This is a genomic window from Paraniabella hibiscisoli, from assembly GCF_022512515.1.
Lineage (GTDB): Bacteria > Bacteroidota > Bacteroidia > Chitinophagales > Chitinophagaceae > Niabella > Niabella hibiscisoli.
This window is the reverse complement of sequence record NZ_JAKWBK010000001.1, coordinates 1,055,975-1,070,163: the sequence shown is the minus strand read 5'-3', so window position 1 is coordinate 1,070,163 and position 14,189 is coordinate 1,055,975. Positions and strand designations below refer to the sequence as shown.

16 protein-coding genes and 1 pseudogene are annotated in these 14,189 nt (G+C 42.6%); 14 read left to right on the top strand and 3 right to left on the bottom strand.

Annotated features, from left to right (window positions below; genetic code table 11):
• The first annotated feature begins 59 nt into the window (after positions 1-59).
• The 10 genes from MKP07_RS06900 to MKP07_RS06855 all read left to right on the top strand — a co-directional run bounded on the left by MKP07_RS06900 (position 60) and on the right by MKP07_RS06855 (position 6,541).
• On the top strand, positions 60-596 hold the full coding sequence (locus MKP07_RS06900; RefSeq protein WP_240846099.1) for a RagB/SusD family nutrient uptake outer membrane protein: 537 nt from the start codon (positions 60-62) through the stop codon (positions 594-596).
• A complete protein-coding gene (locus MKP07_RS06895) occupies positions 499-1,449 on the top strand; it encodes a RagB/SusD family nutrient uptake outer membrane protein (RefSeq protein ID WP_240846097.1) in 951 nt (316 codons plus the stop codon). The genes MKP07_RS06900 and MKP07_RS06895 overlap by 98 nt, the downstream gene beginning before the upstream one ends.
• Positions 1,450-1,467: 18 nt before the next feature.
• Positions 1,468-2,874: a substrate import-associated zinc metallohydrolase lipoprotein gene (locus tag MKP07_RS06890; RefSeq protein WP_240846094.1), complete on the top strand. Its 1,407-nt coding sequence runs from the start codon at positions 1,468-1,470 to the stop codon at positions 2,872-2,874.
• A 20-nt stretch (positions 2,875-2,894) separates the two neighbouring features.
• On the top strand, positions 2,895-3,200 hold the full coding sequence (locus MKP07_RS06885; RefSeq protein WP_240846092.1) for a hypothetical protein: 306 nt from the start codon (positions 2,895-2,897) through the stop codon (positions 3,198-3,200).
• Positions 3,101-4,132: a DUF4302 domain-containing protein gene (locus MKP07_RS06880; RefSeq protein ID WP_317235959.1), complete on the top strand. Its 1,032-nt coding sequence runs from the start codon at positions 3,101-3,103 to the stop codon at positions 4,130-4,132. The genes MKP07_RS06885 and MKP07_RS06880 overlap by 100 nt, the downstream gene beginning before the upstream one ends.
• On the top strand, positions 4,116-4,265 hold the full coding sequence (locus MKP07_RS06875; protein WP_240846088.1) for a hypothetical protein: 150 nt from the start codon (positions 4,116-4,118) through the stop codon (positions 4,263-4,265). Before MKP07_RS06880 ends, MKP07_RS06875 begins: the two co-directional genes overlap by 17 nt.
• A 24-nt stretch (positions 4,266-4,289) precedes the next feature.
• Positions 4,290-5,045 carry a hypothetical protein gene (locus MKP07_RS06870; RefSeq protein WP_240846086.1) on the top strand — a complete coding sequence of 252 codons (756 nt, stop codon included), beginning with the start codon at positions 4,290-4,292 and terminating at the stop codon, positions 5,043-5,045.
• A gap of 80 nt (positions 5,046-5,125) precedes the next feature.
• Positions 5,126-5,374, top strand: a complete 249-nt coding sequence (locus MKP07_RS06865; protein ID WP_240846084.1) for a hypothetical protein — start codon at positions 5,126-5,128, stop codon at positions 5,372-5,374.
• Between the two features lie 39 nt (positions 5,375-5,413).
• Complete coding sequence (locus MKP07_RS06860) at positions 5,414-5,635, top strand: hypothetical protein (protein ID WP_240846082.1); 222 nt, start codon at positions 5,414-5,416, stop codon at positions 5,633-5,635.
• A gap of 129 nt (positions 5,636-5,764) precedes the next feature.
• Complete coding sequence (locus tag MKP07_RS06855) at positions 5,765-6,541, top strand: glycoside hydrolase family 16 protein (protein WP_240846080.1); 777 nt, start codon at positions 5,765-5,767, stop codon at positions 6,539-6,541.
• Positions 6,542-6,568: 27 nt separating this feature from the next.
• Here the strand turns inward: MKP07_RS06855 and MKP07_RS06850 are convergent, their stop codons facing one another.
• The 3 genes and pseudogenes from MKP07_RS06850 to polA all read right to left on the bottom strand — a co-directional run bounded on the left by MKP07_RS06850 (position 6,569) and on the right by polA (position 10,597).
• Complete coding sequence (locus MKP07_RS06850; RefSeq protein ID WP_240846078.1) at positions 6,569-7,189, bottom strand: peptide deformylase; 621 nt, start codon at positions 7,187-7,189, stop codon at positions 6,569-6,571.
• A 131-nt stretch (positions 7,190-7,320) separates the two neighbouring features.
• Positions 7,321-7,533: a hypothetical protein gene (locus MKP07_RS06845; protein ID WP_240846076.1), complete on the bottom strand. Its 213-nt coding sequence runs from the start codon at positions 7,531-7,533 to the stop codon at positions 7,321-7,323.
• Positions 7,534-7,743: 210 nt separating this feature from the next.
• Positions 7,744-10,597 (bottom strand): annotated as a pseudogene (gene polA, locus MKP07_RS43650) (DNA polymerase I).
• 238 nt (positions 10,598-10,835) lie between these two features.
• Here polA and MKP07_RS06830 point away from each other — a divergent pair.
• The 4 genes from MKP07_RS06830 (at position 10,836) to MKP07_RS06815 (ending at position 14,079) form a co-directional block, all read left to right on the top strand.
• Entirely contained in the window at positions 10,836-11,072 is a 237-nt protein-coding gene (locus MKP07_RS06830) for a hypothetical protein (RefSeq protein ID WP_240846072.1), read from the top strand.
• Positions 11,073-11,089: 17 nt separating this feature from the next.
• On the top strand, positions 11,090-12,109 hold the full coding sequence (serS, locus tag MKP07_RS06825) for a serine--tRNA ligase (RefSeq protein ID WP_262919628.1): 1,020 nt from the start codon (positions 11,090-11,092) through the stop codon (positions 12,107-12,109).
• 12 nt (positions 12,110-12,121) lie between these two features.
• Positions 12,122-12,412 carry a hypothetical protein gene (locus MKP07_RS06820; protein WP_240846070.1) on the top strand — a complete coding sequence of 97 codons (291 nt, stop codon included), beginning with the start codon at positions 12,122-12,124 and terminating at the stop codon, positions 12,410-12,412.
• Between the two features lie 203 nt (positions 12,413-12,615).
• Positions 12,616-14,079 carry a DUF1800 domain-containing protein gene (locus MKP07_RS06815; RefSeq protein ID WP_240846068.1) on the top strand — a complete coding sequence of 488 codons (1,464 nt, stop codon included), beginning with the start codon at positions 12,616-12,618 and terminating at the stop codon, positions 14,077-14,079.
• Positions 14,080-14,189 lie beyond the last annotated feature (110 nt).

Sequence of the window (14,189 nt, the reverse complement as noted above, 5' to 3'; positions counted from 1 at the left end):
CAATCATACTGGTTTTTTCCCTGGGGTCCTGCAAAAAGTTTCTCGACAAAAACCCCGACATGCGAGCGGAGGTAAATACGGTAGACAAGGTAGCGCAACTGGTAACCTCTGCATATCCCAAGCGGAATTATTATGCAATGGCTGAAACCTATTCTGATAACGTATTAGATAAAGGTGTAGGAGTTGGGCACATTAATGAACCTTTTCCTGATCTTTATTTCTGGAAAGATATTGAAGCAACAGGTAACAATACGCCGACGGAGTATTGGAATGGTTTATATGAGGGTATTTCCGCTGCCAACCAGGCTCTGGAGTCTATCGAGAAGTATAACCTGGGTTCTGCGGCTAACGCCTACAAAGGTGAGGCATTAGTTGCCAGGGCATACGCGCATTTTATGCTCGTAACCTTTTTTGCCAAAGCCTACCAGATCAATGGCACTAATGATTCTCCCGGTATCCCCTATGTTACCGTGCCTGAAACAGAAGTAATCAAAATGTATGAGCGCGGCTACAGTAGCTTCTGTATATCAAAAAATACAGGAAGATCTCGAAGCCGGTATTCCATTGCTGGCAGGCGGCCAGTGGCAGGTGCCTAAATATCACTTTACAGCCCCCGCAGCTAACGCATTTGCTGCGCGTTTCTACCTTTTTAAAGGGGATTGGGATAAAGCTATTGCTGCAGCCAACGCCATTTTTCCAGGAGGAGACTTCAATGGAAATTTGAGACCGCAGGCAACAGCCTGGAGAAATGCAACATTGGATGAATTCAACCAAATGGCTACCAGAGCGGATCAAAACTATAACCTGCTATTAAATGAAACCTACTCTGTATACCAGCGTAGCACAGCCTCGGCAGGCTGTCGTTACGGCTTCGGCACACCTAAATACCAGAATGTATATAACGGTAATACGGTGGCAGGAGCTGCTTTTTATAATAAGGGCATCAGCTATGGGGTGCCTCATTACACCGTATATATTCTCCGGGAGTATTTCCATTATACCAACGTAGCTGCAGGTATTGGTTTTCCCTACGTAATGACACCCTTATTTGTATCAGACGAGGCTTTGATCAACAGGGCGGAAGCTTATGTAAATAAAGGCAACAATATAGCTGCGCTGGCCGATTTGAACCTGTTTGCCAGTGTGCGTATTGTAAACTATAACGCTACCACCCATGCAGTAACATTAGACAAGGCAAAAGCCTTTTTCAACGTAACGGATGATAAAGAGGCCTTGATCAAAACCATACTGCAGTTTAAGCAAGTGGCATTTATGGGTGAGGGAATGCGTTGGATGGATATGCTCAGGCATAGAATTCCTTCTGTGCATTTGCATGTGGCGGCTAACGGAGCTGAAACCAATGAAACATTGGAGCCGGATGACAACCGCAGGATGTTCCAGATTCCTCAGGAGGCTAAATTATCTGGCATTGAACAAAATCCCCGTTAATTAAAAATTAGTACAAACATGAAGAAACATATTTTATATATCCTTTTGTTTGCGGTGGTGCTGGGCTCCTGCCGTAAATCAGACGGACCGTTAGATGTAGACCTCTCTAAGTATAACGCCGACAATTATGCGCCGGATCCCGTAATCGACAAATGGCTGACCGATAGCTTGAATTTGCCTTATAATATTCAAACCGTGTATCGTTTTGAACGAAACCTTACAGATGCGGTGCGTAATATTTCGCCTATAGAGTTAAATAGGGTTTTGCCGATCATGCAGGCAGTACGGAATGTATTTTTGAAGCCTTACGAAAAGGTAGCAGGAACTACTTTTATAAAGCAGTTAACACCAAAGCAATTTGTTTTGTATGGCTCGCCTTCTTATAATGATAATGGTAGTATTGTTTTGGGAACAGCTGATGGAGGCCGAAGAGTTGTGTTGTACGAGTTAAATAGTATGAACTTTGCAAATGGGGAAGATGTGCGTCGGAAAATGCGTACGATCCATCACGAGTTTACGCATATTATTAACCAAAACGTTGCCATACCACCAGCTTTTGAGCAAACCAGCAAGGCAGATTACACAGCTGACTGGACCGGTGCTGCCAATACCGCTGCAGTGGCTAAAGAGCTAGGCTTTATATCGCAGTACTCCCGTAGCTCTTTTGGCGAAGATTTTGCTGAAATGGTGGCGCATCTTTTGGTTCAAGGCCAGGTTTGGTTTAACAACTATGTTAACACTACTGCCAGTGCAGCAGCTCAAACGGCTTTGCGCAGGAAGGAGAAAGAAGTGAAAGACTATTTTAAAACATACTTTAATATAGACTTTAATACATTGCAGGCTGAAGTGCAGAAGGTATTAAAAGAGTCTTATGGAGTAGTTGATCCGGCTGATGTTTCGCAAACATTGCCCAATTGGTTATTAAATAACAGGGTTAATACGATTACATATGATCCATCTGCTGCACATTATACGACTTATGGTAGCTCGGCTGCATTCACAACCGTATATAATAATTATAAGAATGCAATGTCTACATTGAATGCACGTAATCTTAATTATATTCAGTTTGTGTTTAGTGACGCAACGACCATGATTTTCAGAGCGAACTATACCAACCCAGCTTCAGGGGCATCATTTAATGCTGATTACAACTTTAAGTTTGTTGCAAACGGAACAACAGGCCTGACTACTTTCACGAAACAAATTCCTGAGCCTTCTACGACAGGTAATTATTCGAATGCTGCAGGTATTGCAAGTTCATTTGAGCAGGTAATTTTACCGTACTTAACGAATAGGCAGTTTATAGCAGATTGGTTACCGACAACGTTACCCGCTAGCAGTCCATTGTTCCGAACATTCGGAGGATTTTATGTAAATGGTACACCTGCCAACTATTTCTATGGTCCGATAGTATTAAAATAACAACTAATTAAAATATTCAGATGAGAAAATTATTATACTTATTTATTGCAGCCCTGTCTTTGCTGGGCTGCAATAAAAACAGCGATCCGGATTTGATCTTTGGCAGCCTGCCGGAAGAGCGTGTAGCTGAGCGCAATGCAGAGTTGAAATCCAAACTGCTGGAAAGTGCCGGCGGATGGAAAGCCTTTTTAAGAACTTCTTTGAGAGGTGGGGGTATGGCTTTTACATGCAGTTTGATGGGCAGGATGGCGTTAAAATGCTATCTGATTTTTCTAATGCAACGGCTACTACTTTTAAAGCATCTACCTACCGTATTAAATACGTAATGAATACGTCTCTCATTTTTGATACGTATAATTATATTACTACATTACAGGATCCGGGAGCAAGTGTAAATGGCGGTACTAATGCCAATGGCCTGCAAAGTGACATCGAATTTGAGTACCTGCGCTCCACACCAGATTCGGTTATATTGATTGGTAAGCGATACAGAAATTACCTGTACCTGATCAAGGCCAGTGCTGCAGAAAAAACTTCTTTTGAAAACGGCGGTTACCTGACAGCTATGAATAAACTGAAGAATTATTTTGTGGCAGGATTTCCGCACATTGTTTTGAACCAGGGAGGCACAGAGAAAAAGATCGAAATGTGGATCAATAACTCTACAAAAGTGGTAGATGGCGATTATTTAACACCCCAGCAAAGTTTATTATCAGCCGCAAGTGGTTTTGCATTTGGTATCGATGGCGCTTATTTCTCTAACGGGCTGGTTTCTGAGGGTGTTCGCTTTAGAGGTATCAAATGGAAAACTGATACGGAAATGGTTGCTTACGACTCTGCAGGAACAGAATATAAGGTAGGGCTTTCCCCGGCCCCCTTAACACTTTTGCACCTGGCGGTTGGAGCTAAGTTCCGCCTGCAGGCTAATTTCAGAACAATTTATCCTGGTACCTCTACTCTCGGCTCTGCAATTGTAGGACAATATGTAAACAACCTGCACAATGCTTACTCCGGGTTTACTTTTGTAGGAGGTGCATTAACGTTTACATTTGACATTGCCAACCGCAGGCTAACGGTAACAGGTTGGCATACCCAAACCGCGGGTGCCGCTATTGGTACCGGTGGGTGGAACACGGTTTACCTACAACTATACCAAGGATGCCAACGGGGTATATACATTTACGCATGTATCCGGACCAGCAACACCTCAATCGGCGGCAAACGGATATGTACAGAACCTGATGGCCGAAGCTGGTAAAGAAACCATTGATAAATTCCTTCGTAACAATAAAGTGGCACTGGACTATTACTCTGAGGCAGGTACCACTTATGGTAGAATGACAAGCGTAGAAAATCCCGCCATTGCAATGACATTTGCATTGGTAAGATAGTATTAAAGTAGTAAAAGACATCGAATGTTGCCTCATCGTCAGCGTTCATTCGTTAATTTAAGCCGCTTCGAAAAGAGAAGCGGCTTAAATTTTACATCGTTCATAATTGTTCATTTACAAATAGTATTTATTGGAAAAATAGTTTTATATTCGTTATATAACCGATTTAAAACTAGACACCATGAAAAAATCTTTTTTTGCTACCTATTTGTTTTAATTATATTCTTGGCTCCCTCGTGCTCCAAAAATGATGCATCTAGTTCACTTTCTTCAAATGAAACAGAAGAAAAAGAACGAGCTAATTTTGACAAGAATGCATTTAACCAAGATACTGAAGAGCCCATTGACAATCCTGCAACAATTATCCACGCTGTCGAGACTTTTTATGGAGTTGATCTAGAGGCTGCCATACCGCCATCTACTGAACTTGAAGCACAAGCACATACTCAAACATTAATGACCAACTCTGTTGCGTTACTTGACTATGTATATGGTATAGACCATAGTGAGTTGGTAGATATTTTTGACTATACGGATAACCCCGAAATTGGTTATGCTGCTATGGCTCTAACAATTCTTACCGAGTTGCCGCCAAATATGTATTCTGTAGGAATGAATCCTTGCAACTCTAATGAGAAAATAGTTAAGTGTGCAGTTGCTGCATTTCTACCATGCGATATTTTTGAATGGATGGAGGGAAAAATAACCGATCAAATACGCGGTGCTACATTTACTCAATTTTGGAATAGTTTGTCTTATTCAGAAAAAAGACTGTATTAAGATCTCTAGGAAAATACGGAGCGAAAAGATTTAGCGGTTTTATAGGCTTAGCGTTAGCAACTTACGAATTTATCGAATGTATGAAGCAAGATGCCACTTTTATTGGAAGCGAAGATTGCCCTATACCGGCAGAATTTTTTAATTCTGACAAGGTTTTTTTTAATCAGAAAAAGGAGGCGATCATCATCTATTTAATGAATGGATCTGGAAATTATACGTATGCACACGCTAGTTCAATGGTAGAAGATGCTTATCAGGCAAAATGTGATCCAGGATCAGAAGTAACTCTTGAAGTAGGACATTATTTTAGTTCACAGCAACTGCCATAACAATATATGAAAGCGTATTTTTTAAGTTAACTAAAGCCTATGTGGGAAAATGTTGAAGCGCAATGGCAAATTGTAGTATTAGTAATGGTAATATTATTGGCCGTTATCAGAGTAATACGGTGGACAAATATTATGCTGCCTCACAAAAACAATCCAAAGTCCAAAGCAGCGTATAATAAACGCTGGTTAATAATAGACAGGGTGTATTGGGGGCTTACAGTGTTAATCGTTATCGTCTATTTTTTGACAGAGAAGCGATAGTACGAGCGGATAATTTTTTAAGGCAGGATTTTTAATGCGTCCTGCCTTTTGTATTATAAAGCCAATGTTTCAATCATTATTTGTAGGGGCCTTCGTCATAATTATCAGGTGCTTTTGTAAATTACATCTATGAAACGATTGCTTACACTAACTGCTTTGTCATTTTTGGCTATTACTTCTGTGGCCCAAAGCTCTCACCGCAAACTCGTCTGGAGCGATGAGTTTAACTATAAAGGCTTGCCCGATAGTACCAAGTGGGATTATGATTTAGGCAGCCAGAATGGTTGGGGTAACAACGAGCTGCAGTACTATACAAGAGATAAAAAGAACGCACGGGTAGAGAAAGGGCATTTAATAATAGAAGCCCGTAAAGAAACCATTGATCAATTTAACTATACTTCAGCAAGGCTGGTTACCCGTGGAAAAGCCTCCTGGTCTCAGGGTAAAATAGAAGTAAGGGCCAAACTGCCCGGCGGACGAGGCTCCTGGCCTGCTATATGGATGCTGGCAGAGCATATGAAACAATGGCCCGATGACGGGGAGATAGACATTATGGAGCACGTTGGCTACGATCCGGGATGGGTGCATGGCTCTATCCACAGCAAAAAGTATAACCATGTTATCGGTACCCAAAAAACTGCAAAAACCCTGGTGCCCGATTTTTCAAAAGCCTTTCATGTCTATTCAGTAGAATGGGATCAAAAGCTGCTTACGGTATCTATCGATGGCAAGCCTTTTTTTAGTTTTGCCAACGAGCAAAAAGGATATGAATACTGGCCCTTCGATAATAAAATGTCCTTGATACTGAACATAGCCGTGGGCGGAAACTGGGGTGGACAAAAAGGTGTAGATGACGCTATCTTTCCATTGAGGATGGAAGTAGATTATGTAAGGGTGTACCAATAGTCGAGCGGGACTCTTGCAGTTAACATATTATGGAGTCTGCTCCTTTAACAACGTAGTAGCCCGCACCGGTTTAAAGGGAACAAATTTTTTGGTTTTCTGCTCTTCAATCCGGTCTGTAAACAGGGTGCCAAATAAGTGGTCGGTTTCGTGCTGAAAAATGATCGCCGAAAAATCTTCCAGTATTTCTATATGCTGAGCTCCCTGTATATCAGTGTACGATACCATGATCGAAAAGCTGCGCACTACCTCTCCCCGGCCTTCAAAAGAAAGATCTCCTTCGGGCCCCTGGCAAAGAATGGAGGAGCGCCATACTATTTTGGGGTTAATGTAAAACTCAAAAGGCTGACCGGCTTTGTCGAAGCGCTGCACCCAGATCAGGTTGCGGTTAATGCCTACCTGCGGCGCTGCAATGCCTACGCCTCTCCGGCTGCTATCTAATACAGACTTCAGCATTCTGTTTTTAAGTAGTGGCAATAAAGGATCATTGTATTGAATATCCTTCGACATCGCTTTTAACGCTTTAGCGCCGGCTGGTTCCATAAGCGGAATGACCCTTAGCATGGAACTGGTATCGCCGCTGAGAATAATCTTTCTTTCAGCATCCGTAAAGTTTTGAGCGTTGACACTATTTGATATTAGCAGTATCAAAAAAGAAATATTCGCATGATGCTAATCTTTTTGTAGTGATTTTGTTAGCTTTTGGGCAAATGATGTGATAAGGAGATCTTGATGTGAGGCTCATAACAAAAATATTGCAGTCGATAGTCACTACCATTTTGTTACCCTGCTTTCCTGTAGTGCTCTTCTTCCCAACGATCAAATATTTCTGCTGTATCGTTTTGAACATTGAACGATTTGTCAGCTTCCCGAACTACTTTATCAGCAAGATACATGATCAATAAGGATTTGATTTCCTTCAAATCTTCTTCACTTTGTTCTTTCGAAAACAGGTTTAATATTTCCAGCTGTGTGTTATTTAAAGCGGCTTCCATATTCAGTTTCCTTTATCCTACAATTTACAAAATTTATATTACACCCTTAAAGCACTCAAATCGAAGGGGTTTATAACACTTTTATGATTCGTGAGACACGAATCAAGTCATACCGCCACTGCGCGTGAAGACACGCGCCACTTCAACTTTTAAAAATGTTATACACCCAATTGAAGCAAAAAATGAGACATTGCATATTACCAACATTCTCTAATGCGCTTCCAGCCAGTTTTCCCCCTGCCCACATTCTGCAATCACCGGCACGCCGAAAGGCAGCGGTAGTGCTGCTTCCATGTTCTCCAGTATCAATGGCTTTAATTCATCTACTTCTTCCCGTAATGTGTCAAAGATCAACTCATCATGTACCTGTAAGATCATTTTGCTCTTCATACCGGCTTTCTTCATTGCTGCATGCACTTTCTGCATCGCCAGCTTGATCATGTCTGCGGCAGTTCCTTGTATGGGTGAATTAATGGCGTTTCGCTCAGCAAAACCTCTAACGGTAAAATTGCCTGAGTTGATATCTTTCAACCAGCGCTTACGACCCATCAGGGTTTGTACATAACCATGCTCACGGGCAAAATTGATCGTATCATCCATATACCGCTGTATACCCGAAAACTCTTTCTTATAGCTATCAATAATCGCTTTGGCCTCTGTTCGGGAAATGCCCAGGTTATCTGCCAATCCAAAAGCGCCCTGTCCATAAATAATCCCGAAGTTGACGCTCTTGGCTTTATAGCGCATTTCCTTGGTTACATCTTCCACAGCCACATTAAATACCTGTGCCGCCGTTGCGGTATGAATATCTATACCACTTTTAAAGGCATTTACCATATTCTCATCACCGCTGATGCCCGCTACAATTCTTAATTCTATCTGGGAGTAATCGGCGGATAACAAAATGTGATTGGCATCACGCGGAATAAAGGCTTTCCTTATTTCTTTACCCCGGTCGGTTCTTACGGGTATATTTTGCAGGTTGGGATTATTGCTGGCCAATCTGCCCGTTACAGCCACTGCCTGTCCGTACGTGGTATGCACCCTTCCGGTTTTCGGATTGATCAGCTGGGGCAGCGCATCTACATAGGTAGACTTTAATTTAGTCAGTTCCCTGAAAGTGATGATCTCATCAGCAATGGCATGTCCTTTGGCGGCCAGCTTTAGCAACACATCTTCGCCCGTTTGGTATTGACCGGTTTTTGTCTTACGGGCCGAAGCATCCAACTTTAGTTTATCAAACAGTACCTCTCCTAATTGTTTGGGGAAGCCAGGTTAAAACGAACGCCGGCGATTTCAAATACTTTCTTCTCTGCTTCTACGGCGTCTTTTTCCAGCTCCTGCGAATAAGCTTTCAGAAAACCCTCGTCGATTCTGATCCCCTCAAATTCCATATCGGTCAACACACGCAATAGTGGGTTTTCCACTTCGTCAAAAACACGTTGTACTTCTTTCTTTGTTAAAAGCGGGGCAAAAGTTTCTTTGAGCTGCAGGGTGATATCGGCATCTTCCGCGGCATAGTCGGTAATCTTTTCCAGCTCTACATCGCGCATGGTGCCTTGTGTCTTGCCCTTTTTGCCAATCAGCTCATCGATAGGAATAGGCTCATATCCCAGGTATTTGGCGCTTAGCTGGTCCATGCTACGTTTACCATCGGGCTCAATCACGTAATGTGCCAGCATGGTATCGAATAGCTTTCCTTAAATTCTACATTATACCATTTCATTACCAGTAAGTCATACTTCAGGTTCTGGCCGATCCAGGTTTTAGATTCATCTTCAAACAGTGGCCGGAATGCTGCCAGTATGCTGTCTGTTTCGGTACGGTCTGCAGGACAGGGTACCCAATAAGCCTCTCCGGCTTTTACCGAAAAGCTCATGCCTACCAGCTCGGCCAGGTTGGCATCGATACTGGTAGTTTCGGTATCGAAACAGATCTCGTCAAATGAAGAAAGCTGTTGTACGAGTTGATTAACCGCGTCTAACCCGCTAATAGCCGTATACTCATGCGGTACATCACTTAGTTTCTTCAATGTTGTAAAAGAGGGTACGTCATCATCTGGTATAACCGTAGCTGGAGTAGCCGGAGCTTCTTCTTCACCTCCGATTACATTTCCAAAGAGATCAATTTGCAGGCTTTTGCCTCCGGCCTTTTTATCGCCTGGAGCTGTAGCGCCCGTAGATGCTTCAACCTCTTCGCCCAATAACCTTTTAGCTAGGGTTCTGAATTCCAGTTCTCCGAATATCTCTTTTAAAGCGTCTTTATTCCATTCCTTTACTTTAAATTCTTCTTCATGAAATTCCACCGGCACATCTACGATGATGGTAGCCAGTTTTTTGGAAAGGATCGCCAGGTCTTTGCCTTCTACTACTTTTTTCCCCAGGGCGCCTTTAATATTTTCTGCATTAGCTACCACATTTTCAAGGGTTTCATATTCTGCTAATAATTTGGCGGCTGTTTTTTCACCTACACCTGCAATGCCCGGAATATTATCCACTGCATCGCCCATCAATCCCAATACATCAATTACCTGTGAAACGTTTTTAATATTCCATTTGGCACATACTTCTTCAGGGCCCATAATCTCTACATCACCTCCCTGGTAGCCTGGTTTATAGATCTTTATTTTTTCAGATACCAGCTGACCATAATCTTTATCAGGTGTCACCATATATACATCATATCCTTCTGCTGCTGCTTTTTTGGCCAGGGTGCCGATCACATCATCTGCTTCATAGCCGTCGGTTTCTACGCAAGGAATATTAAACCCCTTTATAATGCGCTTGATATCCGGCACGGCAATCAATATATCTTCGGGTGTTTCCTGGCGGTTGGCCTTATATTCAGCATAATCTATATGCCGCTCTGTAGGTTCATGCGTATCAAAACAAACCGCCATATGGGTCGGCTTTTGCTTATTGAGTAATTCTACCAGGGTATTGGTAAATCCAAATTGGGCATTGGTATTTTTATTTTTACTGGTAATACGCGGACTACGGATCAACGCATAGTAAGCACGAAAAACCAGGGCATAAGCATCCAGCAGAAACAACTTCTTTTCCATAAATGCTAAGGTAGGAGATTTAGGATGGATGATTTCGGATTTATGATGAATGTGCTACTTTTTATTCCGGCAAAATGCCAATGAAGCTGAGGCTACTATTTAGCAATGCAAAAGAAAGAAAATGCACCACAAAACAAGAGAGTGACACAATACCGTTGCCACTGGCACAGTAGCTGGTAATATAAAAATTACCACTGTACCATCACTAGTGTTTATTTTTGCGCAAAATTGATTCATAATGTTACCAATTAATGTGATTAGGCAAAATGTGCAGGAAGTGAAAGAACGCCTGGCCGTAAAAAACTTTAAAACCCCCGAGCTGGTGGATTCGGTGATCGCGTTGGACGATCAGCGTAAAAAGTTGCAACTGGAATTTGATACCACCCAGGCTTCGGTAAACAGCGCTTCGAAAGAGATTGGTGGCCTGATGGCAAAGGGAGAAAAAGATGCGGCAGAGGCAAAGAAAAAGAAGTAACAGAACTCAAAAATAAACTGCAACCGATTCAGGAGCAACTAGCCTCTACTGAGGAGGAGCTACAGCAGACCCTCGTGCAATTACCCAATCTTCCATCTGCACTGGTTCCGAAAGGAAACAGTCCGGAAGACAATGAAGTGGTACGTGAAGGTGGTGCCAAACCAACCTTGTATGCAGGAGCTAAGCCGCACTGGGACTTGATTAAAGAATATGATATCGTAGATTTTGAGACCGGAGCTAAACTGACCGGTAGCGGATTTCCCTTGTACAAAGGAGCAGGGGCGAAGTTGCAGCGTGCATTGGTACAATATTTCTTAGACTATAATATAGAAGCAGGTTATACCGAGTACTTGCCACCATTTATGGTGAATGAGGCATCTGCTTACGGTACGGGCCAATTGCCCGACAAAGAGGGACAGATGTACCACATGCAAGCCGATAATTTTTACATGATCCCTACATCGGAGGTACCGGTTACCAATATCTATCGTGATGAGATTGTAAAAGCGGAGCAGCTGCCTATTAAGATGACGGCTTATTCTCCTTGTTTCAGAAGAGAAGCCGGCAGCTTTGGTAAAGATGTACGGGGTTTAAACCGGGTGCACCAATTCGAAAAAGTAGAGATCGTTCAGCTGGTGCATCCTACCAAAAGCTACGAAACTTTGGAAGAGATGGTGGCTCATGTAGAACAGCTATTGATTTCGCTTGAGTTGCCTTACCGCATATTAAGACTTTGTGGCGGCGATATGAGCTTTACATCGGCATTAACCTACGATTTTGAAGTATATAGCGCTGCGCAGGAGCGTTGGCTGGAAGTAAGTTCTACCTCCAATTTCGAAGGGTACCAAACCAATCGTATGAAGATCCGCTTTAAGGACGAAAACGGTAAAACACAATTAGTGCATTCACTCAATGGAAGCTCCCTGGCCTTGCCAAGGATCGTGGCCTGCCTTTTAGAAAATAATCAAACGGAAAAAGGCATTCAATTACCAAAAGTGTTACATTCATATTTCGGAAAGGAAACTATTATAAAATAACTCATTTTCAATATGAAGAAAACTATTCTGGCAATAGCCGTCCTGGCTTCTGTAGTAGTGGCGTGTACACCCAAAGCGTCTAAAACGCCCACACCACCAGCCACGCCACCCACACCCGAAGTAGCTGCTGCAGTTACCGGATCGGTTGAAGCGGGCGGTGTAATTATTGCATCTGCAAAATGCACCAAATGCCACGGCGATGAAACCGGGCATGTGCCAAAGCACACATTTGCAGAGCAGGATAAGCTTATGCAGGGCATGGCAAAAAGGCGAAACTCTCCGAGCAGGAAACTGCCGACCTGATGGCTTATGTAAAAGCTAAGGCAAAGCAGTAATTAAAGCAGACATACTATTTTATCATCAGGCCCGTTCCATACGGGCTTGTTGCATTGTATACCATACTATAAACCTCTGTTAATAAATGATTGCCGCACGCTTTTTGTATGATTATTGAACAGGCTCTTAAACCTTCCTTAACTATTAAGGTCCTATAAAAAACTGTTCGTATGGAAATCTCTAACCAGTTAAAAAATCAGCATCTGTTATGGCGTGCAGGCTTTGGCCCCGCAGTTGAACAGTTGAATGAACTGTCTAAATATTCGCCGGAAAAGTATTATAAAGCATTAGTAAAAGCTTCCGCTAAAGAGCCTGTGTATATTAATGTAGCCAATTCGGAGTTGATAGACTTATACGAGCAACAGCAGGATGCGCAGAAGCGTAAAAACATGGATGAGATGCAGCGCAGGGAAATTAACCGGATGCAGCAGGCTGCGGTACGCAATCTCAGCTTGTATTGGTTAAAAGAAATGGTAGGCACTTCGGCGCAGTTACGCGAAAAAATGGCCTTCTTCTGGCATGGCCATTTTGCCAGCAGGAACGGCAATATATTTTATAACCAGCTTTTGTTGAATGTATTCAGAAAACATGGCCTGAGCGATTTCGGAACTTTATTAAAAGAAGTATCCCGTTCGGCTTCCATGCTTTATTTTCTAAACAACCAGCAAAACCGCAAAGGTCGCCCTAATGAGAATTTTGCACGGGAAGTAATGGAGCTCTTTACCCTGGGTAGAGGTAATTATACCGAAAAAGATATTAAAGAAGCAGCCCGCGCTTTCACAGGGTGGACAGCTACAGGCAAGGGTGAATTTGTTTTTAGGGAGAACAACCATGATACAGGCGAAAAGACGGTGCTGGGTAAAACGGGCAATTTTAATGGAGATGACGTGCTGAACATCATACTGGAGAACAAGCAAACCGCCCAATTCATCACGCAAAAAATATATAGTTTTTTTGTAAATGAGAAAGTAGATAAAACGATTGTAGCAAAACTGGCCGATCAGTTTTACAATAGCAAGTACGATATCAGTGCGCTGATGGAAACCATTTTTACCAGCGACTGGTTTTATCAGCCTCAAAATATAGGCGCCAGAATTAAATCACCTATAGAATTGTTAGTGGGCATTCAACGCATGCTGCCCATGAAATTAGACAATGATTATGCTCTGTTTAATATGCAGAAAATACTAGGGCAACAGCTTCTTTATCCGCCTAATGTAGCAGGCTGGGCTGGCGGCAGGGCCTGGATAGACAGCAGCACCTTAATGATGCGGCTGCGTATTCCGCAGATGTTTTATGATCGTGACGAATTAAATGTAACGCCCAAGCAGGACGATGATGTGATGATGGGACGTAATACAGATGGAATGGCTGCAGTGCCGGTTAAAGCCTCTCCGCAGAAAAAACCTTACGGTGCCGTGGATGCAAAGATCGACTGGCCACAGTATGTAGATAAATATGAAAAAACAAAGCGGGAAGAACTTTTGGCAACTATAAAGACTAACCTGCTGCAGATAAATTCACCCAAGGTTCAGGAAGTTATTAATAAGAATATCGATGAATCATCAAGAGAAGCATTTATAAAATCGGCCACGGTGCAGTTAATGAGCACACCGGAGTACCAGTTGTGTTGATAAGTTTAATGGGGGAATAGTAAGTAGATAGCAGGATAGAGAATGATTATCAGTGTGGGTAACATCTGTCAACAAATAATTCTAAGCATTAACGCGCCCTATTTCCTACT

Bases quoted from the DNA above. Each gene is read 5' to 3' on its own strand.
- MKP07_RS06900 (WP_240846099.1), top strand. From the start codon at position 60: ATGCGAGCGGAGGTAAATACGGTAGACAAGGTAGCGCAACTGGTAACC.
- MKP07_RS06895 (WP_240846097.1), top strand. From the start codon at position 499: ATGAGCGCGGCTACAGTAGCTTCTGTATATCAAAAAATACAGGAAGAT.
- MKP07_RS06890 (WP_240846094.1), top strand. From the start codon at position 1,468: ATGAAGAAACATATTTTATATATCCTTTTGTTTGCGGTGGTGCTGGGC.
- MKP07_RS06885 (WP_240846092.1), top strand. From the start codon at position 2,895: ATGAGAAAATTATTATACTTATTTATTGCAGCCCTGTCTTTGCTGGGC.
- MKP07_RS06880 (WP_317235959.1), top strand. From the start codon at position 3,101: ATGCAGTTTGATGGGCAGGATGGCGTTAAAATGCTATCTGATTTTTCT.
- MKP07_RS06875 (WP_240846088.1), top strand. From the start codon at position 4,116: ATGGCCGAAGCTGGTAAAGAAACCATTGATAAATTCCTTCGTAACAAT.
- MKP07_RS06870 (WP_240846086.1), top strand. From the start codon at position 4,290: ATGTTGCCTCATCGTCAGCGTTCATTCGTTAATTTAAGCCGCTTCGAA.
- MKP07_RS06865 (WP_240846084.1), top strand. From the start codon at position 5,126: ATGAAGCAAGATGCCACTTTTATTGGAAGCGAAGATTGCCCTATACCG.
- MKP07_RS06860 (WP_240846082.1), top strand. From the start codon at position 5,414: ATGTGGGAAAATGTTGAAGCGCAATGGCAAATTGTAGTATTAGTAATG.
- MKP07_RS06855 (WP_240846080.1), top strand. From the start codon at position 5,765: ATGAAACGATTGCTTACACTAACTGCTTTGTCATTTTTGGCTATTACT.
- MKP07_RS06845 (WP_240846076.1), bottom strand. From the start codon at position 7,533: ATGGAAGCCGCTTTAAATAACACACAGCTGGAAATATTAAACCTGTTT.
- MKP07_RS06830 (WP_240846072.1), top strand. From the start codon at position 10,836: ATGTTACCAATTAATGTGATTAGGCAAAATGTGCAGGAAGTGAAAGAA.
- MKP07_RS06820 (WP_240846070.1), top strand. From the start codon at position 12,122: ATGAAGAAAACTATTCTGGCAATAGCCGTCCTGGCTTCTGTAGTAGTG.
- MKP07_RS06815 (WP_240846068.1), top strand. From the start codon at position 12,616: ATGGAAATCTCTAACCAGTTAAAAAATCAGCATCTGTTATGGCGTGCA.